The organism is Streptosporangium nondiastaticum (genome assembly GCF_003011965.1).
Lineage (GTDB): Bacteria > Actinomycetota > Actinomycetes > Streptomycetales > Streptomycetaceae > Streptomyces > Streptomyces nondiastaticus.
The window spans coordinates 139,565-153,434 of record NZ_PXWG01000001.1; the positions used below are offsets into that span (position 1 = coordinate 139,565).

The 13,870-nt window shown below is 69.1% G+C and carries 10 protein-coding genes; 4 read left to right on the forward strand and 6 right to left on the reverse strand.

The genetic code is table 11. The annotated features are described in order from the left end of the window. Positions 1-74: 74 nt before the first annotated feature. A complete protein-coding gene (locus B7P34_RS00650) occupies positions 75-1,454 on the forward strand; it encodes a hypothetical protein (RefSeq protein ID WP_106673752.1) in 1,380 nt (459 codons plus the stop codon). Positions 1,455-1,499: 45 nt separating this feature from the next. Here the strand turns inward: B7P34_RS00650 and B7P34_RS00655 are convergent, their stop codons facing one another. Together B7P34_RS00655 and B7P34_RS00660 are read right to left on the reverse strand one after the other, a co-directional pair. Continuing rightward, on the reverse strand, positions 1,500-4,373 hold the full coding sequence (locus tag B7P34_RS00655; protein ID WP_106673753.1) for a peroxidase family protein: 2,874 nt from the start codon (positions 4,371-4,373) through the stop codon (positions 1,500-1,502). A gap of 182 nt (positions 4,374-4,555) precedes the next feature. Next, positions 4,556-5,638 carry a ferritin-like domain-containing protein gene (locus B7P34_RS00660; protein ID WP_106673754.1) on the reverse strand — a complete coding sequence of 361 codons (1,083 nt, stop codon included), beginning with the start codon at positions 5,636-5,638 and terminating at the stop codon, positions 4,556-4,558. 541 nt (positions 5,639-6,179) lie between these two features. On the opposite strand from B7P34_RS00660, the gene B7P34_RS00665 reads away from it, so the two are divergent. Further along, positions 6,180-7,589, forward strand: a complete 1,410-nt coding sequence (locus B7P34_RS00665) for a Dyp-type peroxidase (RefSeq protein WP_106673755.1) — start codon at positions 6,180-6,182, stop codon at positions 7,587-7,589. 75 nt (positions 7,590-7,664) lie between these two features. Here B7P34_RS00665 and B7P34_RS00670 read toward each other — a convergent pair whose 3' ends face one another. The 4 genes from B7P34_RS00670 to B7P34_RS00685 all read right to left on the reverse strand — a co-directional run bounded on the left by B7P34_RS00670 (position 7,665) and on the right by B7P34_RS00685 (position 12,576). Then, positions 7,665-8,858 (reverse strand): ferritin-like domain-containing protein, encoded by a 1,194-nt coding sequence (locus B7P34_RS00670; protein ID WP_106673756.1) that lies wholly within the window; start codon positions 8,856-8,858, stop codon positions 7,665-7,667. Beyond that, positions 8,855-10,798 (reverse strand): GMC family oxidoreductase, encoded by a 1,944-nt coding sequence (locus B7P34_RS00675; protein WP_106673757.1) that lies wholly within the window; start codon positions 10,796-10,798, stop codon positions 8,855-8,857. The genes B7P34_RS00670 and B7P34_RS00675 overlap by 4 nt, the downstream gene beginning before the upstream one ends. After that, positions 10,795-11,430: a hypothetical protein gene (locus tag B7P34_RS00680; RefSeq protein ID WP_106673758.1), complete on the reverse strand. Its 636-nt coding sequence runs from the start codon at positions 11,428-11,430 to the stop codon at positions 10,795-10,797. The genes B7P34_RS00675 and B7P34_RS00680 overlap by 4 nt, the downstream gene beginning before the upstream one ends. Positions 11,431-11,796: 366 nt before the next feature. After that, the gene (locus B7P34_RS00685; RefSeq protein WP_106673759.1) at positions 11,797-12,576 is read right to left on the reverse strand and encodes a class I SAM-dependent methyltransferase; all 780 of its coding nucleotides are present in this window, start codon (positions 12,574-12,576) and stop codon (positions 11,797-11,799) included. A gap of 398 nt (positions 12,577-12,974) precedes the next feature. Between B7P34_RS00685 and B7P34_RS36575 the strand changes: the two genes are divergently transcribed. Both B7P34_RS36575 and B7P34_RS37070 read left to right on the forward strand, forming a co-directional pair. Further along, positions 12,975-13,208: a hypothetical protein gene (locus B7P34_RS36575; RefSeq protein WP_146166669.1), complete on the forward strand. Its 234-nt coding sequence runs from the start codon at positions 12,975-12,977 to the stop codon at positions 13,206-13,208. A 314-nt stretch (positions 13,209-13,522) separates the two neighbouring features. After that, positions 13,523-13,681 (forward strand): hypothetical protein, encoded by a 159-nt coding sequence (locus B7P34_RS37070; protein ID WP_189382284.1) that lies wholly within the window; start codon positions 13,523-13,525, stop codon positions 13,679-13,681. Positions 13,682-13,870 lie beyond the last annotated feature (189 nt).

A 13,870-nucleotide genomic window follows, 5' to 3' on the forward strand; every position in this document is an offset into this window, starting at 1 on the left:
TGAACGAGGAGCGCCGAGGAGGGTTTCGAGGCCGTTCAATCTGTTCTCGACCCATACCAAGGAGGACCCGGCCCATGCAGACATACGGCCACGCCGGTCTCGACGCCCTCATGACCCGGCCGCTGCTCACCTCGGTCTGGCATCGCCGCACCCACCGGGTCAGCCGCGGCAGTTCGGTCGAGGCCGGCTCGATGAGCTGGGCCTCCACGCAGCCACGCACGCCCCTGACAGAGCTCGAAGAGGCCGTCCTGATCGCCATGACGGGATGCACCGGCCTCACCATGCCGGACCGCCCGTTCGCCGACCCCCGTGACGGCAAGCCGATCATGGCCAAGCCGAACCTCAACATGGCCGGACGGACCGCGGGCAGCCCCGACAACGCCCAGGGCACGCACTTCTTCCTGATCAACGACACCGGCACCTACTTCCTGCGCAAACTCCCTCCTCCCGCCGACGGCTCACCGGCGGTGTCCGACACCGAGACCCTGTGCGCGCGTGCCGCCGAGGCGAAGGTGCGGCTGCTCGACCACCGCATCGACGTGCCGCACGGGAACCGGGACTTCCCGGCCTACCTCGACTCCAACCGGTTCCTGTCGAACCTGCCGGGCACCACTGTCCTGTTCCCGGTGGTCGACCTCTCCCGGCAGTACATCAACGGGATGATGTACCTGCTGACCCAGCCCGAGGGAGCACGGCCCACCATCGTCGACGATCGCAACTTCTACCGCCCCGCGGGTGTGAAGAAGTGGATGAAGTCGGGATTCCTGAACAAGGACATCAAGCTCCCCCTCGGCGCCATCTGGGCGATGCGCACACAGATCGAGGCGGACCTGCTGCTTCAGAACCTCATGCTCACCGCCGACGCCATGGGCCTGGGCGCTTGGATCCACGCATCGCTCGCCCCACCGGTCATGCTGGGCGACCCCAAGTTCCGCAAGACCTACGGTGCGATGCTCGGTTTCGACTGGGCCACCCCTCGCTGGAAACCCGCGGACCTCCTGCGGTGGCACGTGCCCCTGCCCCGCTTTTCCGGCCTGCGAGCGACCACCGTGGGCCTGCGCCACGACGGAGAGCACCTGATCAAGGCGATGTGCCCGCCGAACTACGCCTCGATGGCCGACGCGGTCGACGCCGTCGTGGCGGACAAGTTCGGGCCGAAGGGCATCTACTCCGACGAGGGGCTGTTCGCACGCATCTACCGAGGCGAGTTCGGGTCCCAGTACCTGCGCCAGGCCAGTGACTACTCCGCCGACGTCATCGCGTGCACACGCGACATCTGCACCTACATCTACGAGACCCACGGGCGATTTCCCGCGCACTGCGACACGATCCACGCCCCGGGGGTCTGGCTGCAGGCGCATCACGTCGAGAACGACTACTACGAGCGCTTCTTCCGCAACGGGCTGACCGAGGACCACCGGCTGCACGACCAGCGGTGGCACACAACCGGGTGAGCCGTGCGCAGCCGTCAGCCGCCAGTGGCTGGTGACCGTGCCTTCTCAGTCGCTGCCGGGCCCGGAGTTGTTCCGGGCGGGCTCGACCGGGCGCCACGGCGCGAACGCACTGGCCGAGCGGGGCAGGAAGCTCGCCAGCTCGGGGCAGTGCCGCAACAGGACGCTCGTCATGCCGTTGCGCTCGATCCAGTCCATGCCGAGGGGCGTGTACACCTCGGGGCGGAAGTCGACGGTGAGGAAGCGGTCGCTCTGCAGCCGTCTGCTGGCCATCACGATGAAGATGCGGAAGGCCGTGTCGCTGAAGCCGAAGCCCCGGGGCGGGTTCTCGGCGAAGAGGCCGACCATGGTGTCGACGTCGTCGACGGTGCGGTAGACGTCCTTCAGCCGTGCGAGGGTCTCCGGCTCGGTGGTCAGCTCCTCGAACCGCTTGATGCGCGGCTTGTGCAGGCCGCTGCGGAAGTCGTTGTAGCGAGGGACGCCGCGGCGCCGGGTGCGTACCAGATCGACCACGGACAGGTCGATCACCTCACCGTCCCGTTCGAAGGCCTGCAGCGCGCGGGGGAAGTTGTGCAGGGTGATCGCCCCGGGATTGGCGATCCCGAGTGAGTACAGCGCGTTCGCCAGTCCGGTCTTGCGGATGAGGGGCTCCGCGGCGGCACCCTGTACGGCGTTGAAGTCCAAGGTGTCGATCCGGTGACCGAACCTGTGGTCGACGATGTCGAAGTCGTCCGGGATCAGCGGGTGCATCCGGTAGACGGTGACGAAGTCCTCGGTGAGGGAGTAGGGCGCGGCGTGGTGGTCCGGCAGGGTCTTGGGGATGCCGGTGAGGGAGTGCGCCTCGAACATCCAGAGACCCAGCTGGGTGAGCCAGTTCTTCGGAGGGCCCTGCCAGTTGGTCCGCAAGGAGATGTCGATCGTCTCCGTCGCCAGGATCGCCGGGGTCCATTCCACGGTGTGGATCTTGGCGATGAGGGCGGAGACGATGAGGCGCGCCGTGTGGTACACCCGGTTCTGGTCCATGTGCGGGTATTCCCGCCGCAGCGCTTCGCACACGGCGTTGTGCTCGCGCGCGAAGACGGTGTGCATGGCACTGAGGCCGAGCCACCAGCTCTCCCTGAACCCGGTCAGCGGGATGCCGTCGGGGCCGAGCGGCAGGTGTCCGTCCTCCAGGCGCAGTGCCGCGCCACCGCCCGGCTCGCGCAGCGACATCGCGGCCTGCTGGTCTCCGCCGTAGACTTCCGAACCGTCCCACCAGTGGGACGCGACGTTGCCGAAGAGAGCCGGCGGTGCGAGGCCGCCGGGCGGCTGCACACCCTTGTTCTCAGCGAACCGCATGACGTTCTCGGGCGGTCCGCCGGGGGAGTTGCGCCAGGTCATGCCGGGCGGGAGCGGCACTTCCACGCTCCGCGTGCCGGCGGGGTGGCGCTGGTGGTTGACCCAGTCGTGCACCTGGAACTGGATCCACGCGGCAGCGAGGATGTTCAGCGACCGGGCGGGGATGAAGGCGTCACGGTGGAGCAGCTGCCTGCTGACGGTGACGGGATTGGGGCTGTCGAACAGGTCGGGGCGGTAGACCGGTGCGAGGTTGCGGCCGAACGTGGCGCCGACGGCGCCCATCTTCGGAGCGGACAAGTCGTTGTACGTACCGTCGTAGCTGCGCTCCACCCGTAGCCGTTCGTCGATGAGCGGAGGCACCGGCTGCGTCTTCGGCGGAGCCTGGTGGACCTCCGTGTCGATCAGGTTCTCGCGGCGCAGGGTCTGGCGGAGCGCGACGAGGTTGAGCAGACCGAGCCGGGTCGGCAGCCGGTACCAGGGGACGAACCGGTTGAGGGCGCGGAAGCCGGCGCGCAGCGGGACGCCGAGCACGGCGTTGCGACGGGGTTCCTCGGTGACGAAGCGATGCCCCAGGCGCAGGGCACTGCCGGCCTCGTAGGCGGCTTTGCGGGCCCGGTTGAGGTTGCCCAAGGGCCGGAAGGCCTCGGTGGTGTTCCACGGGTTGAAGGCGAGCTGCTCGACCCGGGTGGCGGTGGCACGCGCCGGGGAGGCGTCCAGGTCCTGGCGTGGGATGGTCAGCGTCGCCACGGGGATCACCGGCGTGGCGGACTCCTTCCACTCGGCCGCGCCGTCCTCGATGGGCGTGAGCCTGCTGTCCACGTAGCGTTGCACGCACAGCTCGAAGACGACGTCCGCGGTGCGCAGGCGCTGGGCGAGCTCGTGCCGCAGGTGGTCGGGGTCGGTGCGGGAAGGGGGCGGTGCGGCTGCCGAGGGCGCGTCCGGGTCGGGGCGGAGCTGATAGCGCACGGGCCCGGCGTCGCCCCAGAGGACGGCTCCACGGCTCCAGTACGTCTCGTGTGCGAGGCTGCGCACGGTGTGCCGGGTTCCGGCGCGTACGTTGCGGCGCATGCGCCTGGCCGTGGGCCTGCCCACGGCCAGGGGCAGCCTGACGAACAGAGCGAATGCCTTGCGGGGCATCGAGTCGGCCCCGGCCATGGCCTTCGCGAACGCCACGAACTCGTGTGCGTTGCGGGCGTGGGAGGCCGGGAAACTGGTCATCAGGAGGTCGTGGGACTCGTCCGGCCCGGTCCGGATCCGCAGCGCCGCCCCTCGCAGATCGGGGGCGTGATCGGGTTGCCGGGCCCCGCTCGCGTTGGACAGCCGGACGGTGACGGGATAATCCGCTCCGGGCCGTACGAAGCCGGCCCGCAGATCGGCGGGGAGGTCGTCGCGGATCGTCAGCCGGGCGTTCTCGATGCCGAGCGCCGCCTTCGCGTGGAAGGTCCGCGCGATGCCGGCGGCTCCGCTGCGCTTCTTGACCTTGATCTGCACCCGCATCAGGTCGTGGACGAGCCGCTCGACGAGGATGCGCTCGGCCTCGGGGGACCCACCGGCGTAGCGTTCGTACTGCCCGGCATCATGCATCGTTGCTTCTTTCCGAACGTGACGCCCTCGGATGAGGGGGGAGGGGAGAGGCGGTCACGTGTATTGATTCTGCACTCCAGTGGTAGCCGATGCCGAGCGTTGCGGGGCAGACGGGTGCATGGGCTCTCGACGCCCGGCGGCTGGGCCGCGAACCGCACTGCCACGACAGGCGTGTCCCTCTGTCACTCCACGGCCTCGACGTACCGGAATTCCGGACCAAAGGTCCTCCCGCTGCTACCCGGCAGCGGGAACTGCATCAGCTGCCGCGCCGGATCCTCCAGCTGGAGCATCTCCCCGACGGCTTTGTTCAGCAATTGTGCCGGTGTCGGCGTGCTTGACTGATCCGCCTGCCAGGCCTTTTCGAGGAACCGAAGCATGGAGCTGTAGTGCTGATTGAAGGAGTCGAGGGGCACACGCACCTCACTGGAGACGGGAACCCCTCCCTGCTCCCAGCCGCCGCTGGGGACAGTTCCCATGCGGGAGGTCCGTGGCATGGGAATGTCGGCGCCCTGGAAGTCGAAGCGCTGTGGGTCACTCGACACCTGGATCAGTTTTTTGCCGTGGAAAATCTCCCGGAAGGAGTAGAAGTGGGCCAGCTCCCCGGGCTGTCCCGGGAAGGGGTTGTCCGGTGACGCGGCAGTTCCTTCGCCCTGTTCCTTGATGATGGTGATGGCGGCCTCTACGTCTGCCAGTGATGTGAGTGCGACGACGTCGTTCCCCTTGCCGTGGGACGACATGTTCCTGGTGATCTGCTTGGTTCCCTTGATGAGCTGCGGCTGCTTCCGGAATGCTTCAAGGATTTGCGTGTAGAAGGCCCCGATAGATGTGTGGACTTCCGCATCCTCGACGACAGGGTCGTCGGGCCTCTCGATCTGGGAGTACATGTCGAGCGCCTCCTTGCTCAGTCCGGTGAGGGAAACGCAGAGCTCAGGCCGTACGCCGCCGGGCAGTGCTCCGGGGTACTTCGGCACCAGCGCCGCGTCGGCGAGCCGGGGGGTGCCGCCGATGGTGGTGAGCATGTTGCAGACCAGGCCCATGTGGGACATCTCGTCGAAGATGATTTCCCTGATCGTTTCGGAGACTTCGCCGTCACGGTCCGGATCCTCGATCGACCAGAGACCGCACAAGTAAGGGGGGAGCGTCGCCAGCTCCAGCAGGACTGCCTGCTGCAATGCGTCTTTGAGCCACGCCTCGTCGTGTTCCTCGGCGGGCATCCGCATCAGTTCGACGATCATGTTGCTTCGATAGTTGAGGACTGTAGACATGGCGCTCTCCTTCTCGCATGCGGGAATCCTGATGCATTGTGAAACACGGCGCGTGCGCCTCACCGGAGGCGGAGACCGGGCCGGCGGATTTCATTCATATGGTCGGCGTGGGTTGCGATGCGCCGGAGCGGTGCTCGGGAAGGGGGTTCCTGTAGTCCGGTGAGAGTTCCCGTGGTGGCCGCCATTGCTGTCACCTGTTTGGCCGAGGTTCGTCGGAGCGCGAACCGATGCGAATGGATCGGCGAGCGTTGTGGGTGCCGCCGCACAGCGGGAAACAGGCCTCGTGCCCAGGTGAACGCAATCCGGCAGCCGGGAGTAACCGAGTACGTGATGGCTGCAGCGCAATGGCCAAGTCGCGCATCACCAAAGAATCCACCAGGCTGTACGTCGGGTCCTGCATCGCCCATGACGACCTACCGCTGCCTCCGACTGATCCGGATCGGACGGCCCCGTCCACGGTGAGGGCTCCTGTTCCGGCACCGGCCACCCTGCAGGCCGGCCCGGAAGACGTCACATTTCAGGCTCGATGAAAGGGGCCGGCATGCCCGTAGATCTCCAGAACCCCCTGTCGTTCAAGAACGCCACCGGTGATGCCGACACGATGCTGCAGAATCTGCAGGCCAACATCCTGAAGGGCCATGTACGCGAGCATCTTCACATCCTGCTGCTGCAGTTCGGCCAGGGCACGGAAGGCACTGCGGAGGCACGGGCGTTCCTGACCGGGCTGGCCCCGCTGGTGAAGTCGGCCAAGACGCATCTTCAGGAAGTGAAGGCCTTCAAGGAGAACGGGCCGAACGACGCGTCGGACGTGCCCTATGTCGGTGTGGGGCTGACGTTCGCGGGCTACGGCCGGCTGGAACTGGCCGACCGGGCCCCCTCCGACGAAGCCTTCAAGAGGGGGATGCAGGACGACGCGACCCGGCAAAAGCTCGGAGACCCGGAGGTCGCGCAGTGGGAAGCCGGCTTTCAGGAAGCGATCCATGCCGTCGTCCTGGTCGGCGGCGCCGAAGCCGGCACGGTGACCACCAAGCTCCAGGAGGTCGAGGGCCTGCTGACGGGCTCGATCCGTGTGCTCGGCAGGGAGGAGGGCCGCGGCATGCACAACGCGAACCATGACGGGATCGAGCACTTCGGCTATGTCGACGGCCGCAGCCAGCCGCTGTTCCTCACCGAGGACCTGGAGGAAGAGCGTCGCCGTACCGACGGAATCTCCGTATGGAACCCGGCCCAGCCACTGGAACGCGTACTGGTCGCGGATCCGGCCGCCCCCGACCCCGCGACGGACTTCGGCAGCTACTTCGTGCTGCGCAAGCTGGAGCAGAACGTCCGGGCGTTCAGGCAGGCCGAGGAAGCCCTCGCCGATGCGCTGAAGCTTGAGAACGACGACCGCGAGCGAGCCGGTGCGATGCTCGTCGGCCGCTTCAAGGACGGTACTCCGCTCACCCTGCAGGCCACGCCCGGAGCACACGGCCCGGTGATGAACAACTTCACCTACGACAGCGACAAAGACGCCCACAAGTGTCCGTACCAGGCACACATCCGTAAAACCAACCCGCGCGGGTCCGGCGGCTTCGGGCAGCCGCCGGAGGCCGAACGGCGCCACTTGATGGCGCGGCGCGGGCAGACCTACGGCGAGCGGACCGAAGGCGACCTTCCCGAGACCGGTGTCGGCCTGCTGTTCATGGCATTCAACTCCGACCTGAACAAACAGTTCGAGTTCACGCAGCACACCTGGGCCAACAACCCCGGCTTCCCGCAGCCCGAAAAACAAGATGATCCGGACCCCGGCCTCGACCAGGTCATCGGGCAGGGCGACCGCCCCCCGGCGACCTGGCCGAAGGTGTGGGGCGAGGAGGAGGGCCAGGAAGTCCCCGCCATGGCGCAGGCCGTGACCATGAAGGGCGGCGAGTACTTCTTCATGCCCTCCCTCCCCTTCCTGCGCGGTCTGTGACCGCCGCGCACCACCATCACGAGAGGCGGCCCGCAAGGCCGGCGCAGGTGGCAATCGCGTGCCGGCTGCGTCCGCTCAGGCGAACGTCTCGCCGGTGGCAGGGGTGAGGGCGGACAGGTCGACGGGCTCGCCGGTTTCGAAGCCGGCCAGGGCGATGTCGGTGTCGACCGCTTGCGCGGCGGCGTCGAATTGGGGCCGGCCGAGCTCGAAGGTGGGGCTGGCGAAGACGCCGAGCGCCGCCAGCGCCGGATCGGGGTGGGGGTTGTGGTGGAGCTGTCCGGCCCGGTCGCGCAGCTCCAGCATGGTGGGCACCGCCAGCGCCATGACGCGGGGCTTGCCGTTGAACGCACGGTCCAAGCAGGTGAGCAGGGCCGCGTACCGGGAGTTGAACTCCACGGCCCGGGCGTAAACGTCACTGGTCGAGGCGAACCGCTCGTAGTCGGCGACCTTCGAGTCGCCGTGGATGGGACGGGTGTCCTCCCAGCTGACGTCGATCAGGGGTCCGCTGGGCAGGTCCTTGGGCCGGTCGTGCGGGCCGTAGCTACGGCCTGTGCAGATCTCGTTGAAGCGGAAGTAGTGGGCGAGCGTCCGTTCCTCCTTGAAGATCAGATCGTTGCTGTCCCAGATGGTGTCGCTCACCCCCTCGCCCTGCTCGCTGATCACCCGCAGCGCCAGGAGCGCGGACTTGGTGTCGTGGACGGCGAAGACCTCGCCACCGGAGTTGTAGAAGTCGTCCGGGCCCACCTGTAGGTGCTCGCGGCCCGGAGGGAAGACCGCGCGCTCGCCCTCCCTGTCCACGATCTGCAGCACGCCCTGCCGCAGGGCGTCGTAGAACTGCCCGATGGAGGTCCAACCGGAGCCCTCCTGCGGCGGGGGTGTCATCGAGCGGGGTTGCTCGATGCGCAGGAACGTCCTCAGCGCCTCGGGGGAGAAGTGCTGCAGTGGCACCGGAGGCAGGTCGTCGCTGCTGAAGGGGAGCTTGGCCGGGTACTTCCCCACGAACTCGGCGCGGCCCACCCGGGGACGGCCGCCGACCGCGTTGAGCAGGTTGGCGGCCAGCGTCATGTGCAGCATCTCCTCCATCAGGACGCTGCGGATGGCGAAGTAGGCGGTGCGGTTGGTGCCGGGGCGGATGGTGTACATCCCGGTCATGTAGACGGGGATGGTCAGGTGCTCGACCTCCATCGCGGCCTGGAGGAAGGTGCGCAGTTCGCCGAGGTTCCGCGGGACGTGGAAGCCCTTCTCGTGCAGTTCGGTCGCGGTGATCACGCCGTCGCCTCCGTCGTGTCGGGGGTGCGGATCACGACGGGCCGGCGGGCGGTGGCCAGGGAGTCGTGGATCCGTTCGGCGCTGCGCAAGGCCAGCGCCATCATGGTGAGCGTGGGGTTGCTGGTGCCGACGGACGCCATGCTGCCGCAGCCCACGGCGTAGAGGTTGTCGAACTCGTGGGTCTTCTGGTCCGCGTCGACCACCGAGGTCGCCGGGTCGCTGCCCATGATGTGGGTGCCGGCCCCGTGGCCCGCCCCGCTGTAGGCCAGGTCCGTACCCTTGTGGACGAAGTGCCCCAGCGGGGGGACACCGTCCCGTGGAGCGTGGTTGGTGAAGTCGTCCGCTCCCATACGGCGGAAGATCTCCCCGGCCACCGCCCGGGCGGCCAGTGCGCCATCGCGTACGTGCTCGCTGAGGTCATAGGTGATGACGGGGCGCGGGTTGCCCATGGCGTCGCGGTGGCGCCCATCGAGGGTGACACGGTTGCCGGGGTCGGCCGGCTGCTCCACGGCGAGCTGCAACTGCAACTGGCGGCCGACGCTGGAACCCAGCAGCCGGCGCAGCTCCGGGCCGAAGACACCGTCCGGCCGCACTTCGCCGTGCTCGTCGCCGCCGATGCCCAAGGCGGTGGCGACGTTGCTCATCGGCGCCCCGGTGGCCCAGCCCCAGCCCCAGTTGCCGATCTCGATGCGGAAGGGAGCCCGGCGGCGGCGCCCTTCGCCGAAGCGGAAGACCTCCCAGCCGGAGGTGTGCCCCGGCCCCCGGAACGGCCCGACCGGTCCCTTGCTCTCCGCACCGAGGGCCCAGCTGAGCACGGTGGGGTGGTCCATGAGGTTCCGGCCCACCTGGCCGCTTCCGTTGGCCAGCTCCGAGAAGAGCAGCAGCCGGGCGTTCTCGATGGCGTGGGCGGCGAGCACCACCACGTCGGCCTCGACGACGTACGAGCGGCTGACGGGCGAGGCCGGGTCGGTGTACGTGCGGTACTCCACCCCGGACACGCTGCGCTCACCCGACCTGCGCACCCGGGTGACCACACAGCGGTTCGCCACGGTGACGGAGCGCGGGAAGGCCGCCTGGATGCGCAAGGGCAGGGACTTCGCCTGCACAGGGCAGATCGGTACGCAGCTGGCGTTGCCCACGCAACGCTCGCCGAAGTTCGGCAGGCCGACCGCGCCCCGGACCCGGAAGGGGGGATCGGTACGGTAGCGGGGGTTGGGCGTGGAGTTGCGGGCCTGCGGCAGGCCGTAGAGGGTCAGCGTGTAGTCCCGCTCGGCCACCGGATCGGTGATGACCTCCCCCTCCACCGCCTCTTTGCAGTACCGGTCGATGTAGCTGCGCGGGATCTCCTGCATCGGGTACTCGTAGCGGGAGTCGTGGACGACGCCGAGGTCGTACTGCTCCTGCCCGTGCCCGGCGGCGCCCAGAAGCCGTTCGGCCTCGGCGTACCAGGGCTGGAGCTCCGCGGCGCCGATGGGCCAGTCGCGTCCGTACCCGTAGCGCGTGCGAGTCTCGAAGTCCTCGTCCCGCATGCGGGGGACGGCACCCAGCCAGTGCATGGCGGTACCCCCCAGAGCGCGCAGGTAGTCGGTGCCGTACGGCAGCGGTCCGTTCTGGACGAAGTAGCCGCCCGCGGTGAACTCGGGCTCTCCGGGCCGGGGGTTGCGCACCGGTGCGAGATCCAGGACGTTGGGCGAGGGTGCTGCGGCGTTGGGCCGGTAGGCGGAGTTGGGCACTTTCGCGACGGCGGAGCGGAAGGTGGACAGGGTGTCCAGGAACCCGGGCCAAGTGTCGGTGTCGCCGTTTCCGGCCTCCAGGACGAGGACCTGCCAGCCCTTGTCGCCCAGCCGCTGGGCGAGCGCGCTGCCGGCCCAGCCGGCGCCGACGATGACGATGTCGTAGCGGCGCCGGGCCGCGGCGTCGGCAGTGACGTGCTCCGTCATACCCTGCCCTCCTCGATCGTGCCGGGGACCGTGGCCACGGGGACCTCGGACGGGGGGACGTGACGCCCGGACCGGAAGCCGGGCAGCAGGTGGGCGGGGATGTCCTCGGGCGAGACCTCGGCGTCGAGGCCGGTGCGGTAGGCGACGTCGCGCACGCCGAGTCCGGCGCGCAGCTCCTCGACCTCGGGCGGTGCGGGCGGTCTGACTCCCCAGGTGCCGAAGCCGGGCGGTTTGGCGCCCGAGGGATGGCCGTGGAAGGTCCGCCACACCAGCCCCTCCACGTAGGCCTCCGGTGCCACGACGAACTCCGTGTTCGCCTGCTCGCGCCGCAGGTCGGCGTGGGCGGCGGGGGCCAGCCGGGGCCAGGCGCCGGTATACCAGAGGTAGACCAGGGCGCGGGCCACCTCCCGGTGGGTGGGCGCCAGGTCCTGCGGCCCGCCGCCGCCCGTGACCGCCTGTTTCCACGCGGTCCAGAACGTATCGAAGCGCTCCGGCCCCACCTGGCGGCGCGCGGTGTCCAGATATGCCCCGGCCATATCGGTCGCGTACAGGTCGAATGCGGTGAAGCCGGTGAGTGGCACACAGAACTTCACGAAGTCCTGTACGTCTGCCGTCGCCGCCGGATCGGCCATCGCGCTCCTCCTATCGGGAAAGCCCGGTCCCGGGTCCCATTCAACTCTGCCAGGGGCGGGAGAGCGGTCTGTCCCGGCCGCCACCAACGGGTGAATGCCGAGGGTGTCTTTCCAGCCAGTGTGGGCAGAGCGTCGCCGAACGGTGAGAATCCTTGCCCTGCACGAGGGGCTATCAGGGAGCCCTGTGACCAAGCCCTGTCACCGGCATGTGCGCGCGTACGGAGTCGCCGATGTGGCGACGGGGTCACTGGACTGGCGGGACGACTGGCGACCGGCATCCTTCACGCCTTCCTCAGATTCCTCGGATTCCTCGGAACGCACGCCCAACCGCGACGCGCGGAAGCGGAGACCGGGCGATCGAGGGCTTCACAGCTGCCGGGTGCGCAGCACGCCGGTCCGCATCGGCAGCGTGAACTCGCCGCCGGCGGTCTCCGGCGTGCTCGCGAGGAACGCGCGGATCCGCTCCAGTGCCGCCTGTTGTTCCTGTTCCGGCATGACCAGCATCCCGGCGCGCGTCGCGAGGGTCGCGACGAGGGAGTCGGCGGTACGGCGCTGTCCGTGCGGGAACTCGGCCTGCTCCGGCGAGCCGAACCGGGCGGCCGCTCCGGACTTCGGAAGGTGCATGCCGGCCGTCTCGGTACGCCAGCTGGAAGGCGTGTCGCGCGGGCCGATCGCCGCGCTCCCACCGACCCGTGCGAGCCCGGCAACCCACTCGACCTGGTCGTCCATGAGGTTCCACAAGCCGGCCAGAATGCCGCCGGGCGCGAGGACCCTGGCGATTTCGGGTCCCGCGACGGCCATGTCGAACCAGTGCATGGCGTTGCCGGCCAGCACGGCATCGACGGAACCGTCCGGCAGCGGGATCTCCTCGGCACTGCCCGACAGGGCACGGACACCCGGCAGCGAACGGCGCAGCTCGGTCAGCATGGCCGGGTCGGGCTCGACCGCGATGACGTCGGCACCCAGCGCGACCGGCGTGGCGGTCAGCATGCCGGTTCCGGCGCCGAGGTCGAGCACGCGCGGACCGGGCGCGGCTTCGAGCGCCCAGCGCACCGCGGCCTGAGCGTAGTCCGGGCGGTGCTCGGCGTAGGCAACCGCCGCTGCACCGAACGACGGGGCGTGCAGCGGCGGTTCATCGTGATCCATGCGGTCACCATAATCTGTAATCTGTGCCGAATGCGGAGAGCTGGGTGATCGTGAATCCCGGGTGATCGTGAACCTCGTGATGCCTTCATCGGCTTCCAGACCGCGGCTCCATCGTCCCGGAATGCGGTGCATCAGCGTCCGGCTTCGGCTCGAAGGGGGGCTTGTCCGCGCAGGCCGTCGGCCGCGCCTTCGCACCGTCGACCGTCGTCGACGACGAGCGCACCGGTCGGGGAACGGGCCCTGGCCATGCTGCCCTCCGGCTGGGAGCGACCCTTACGGGCAGCTGTCGTCACGGGCAGCACGTCGTCCGACCACCCGGATTCATCGCCTTCGGGTTCATCGCCATCCGGCTCGGCAAACGCACCATGTCCTGGATCACGCACCTACGGTTCCGATGCATGACCCCAGCGGACGTCGCGCATGACCGGATCGCTGATCGAGTGCGGCAGAGCCACCACCGTGCAGCCCATGGGGACCACGACCTCCTTGAGGCTTTGGCCTCAGGAAAGCACTCGCTCGACTCCTTCGTGCCGATCTCCCTCGACGTCCCCGTATTGGAGGTCGACACCTCCGACGGCTACCAGCCGGGCATGGAGGACATCGTCTCCTTCGCTCAAGGCTCCACACCGTGACTCCGATCATGCCCTCTCCCGGGGAACCTGATCCTCGCCCGAACGAGAGGAGCGGGCCCTTTGTTCTGGTTGAGTGCATGGTCCGGACGAGTGGGTATGCGAGCAATCCGGTGCTGCGCGAGCTGGACGAGAGAGGGCGTACCGTCAGGCGATCGCCTCGCGGCACCCGGTGCGGGCCCCGCTCGCCCGGCAAGGGATCGCGGCGGCGGGCTGTGAGCTGCTGGAGTCGGCCGCCGCCTCGGACTCGCCGGAGGCCCTGGACATCGCCCGGCGCCAGCTGGGGAAGATGGCGGCGGACGCCTCCGACCTGGCCCTTGGGCAAGGCCCGCCTGGCAGCGGTACGGCTGAGCCGAGGGGACACGGCAGCGGCGCTGGAGCTGTTCGCCGAGCCGCTGACCCCCGAGGAACCCGAGGGCCTGACCGCCGCCTTCCTAAGGTGCGGCATGGAGCTCGTGGACGCCGGCGAGATCTGAGCCGCCGAGCAGTACCTCGGCGGTGCCCTCGGCTTGGACGAGCCGGACGTCACGCCCGGGCGCGGGCGGGCTTGGGCGTGGCGCGGCTCGCCCGCCGCGAGTTTGCCCCGGCCCGGCCCGGCCCGGCCCGGCCCGGCCCGGCCCGGCTGGAGCAGGCCCTGCGCGAGGCGTTGACGGCAGGGGACATGC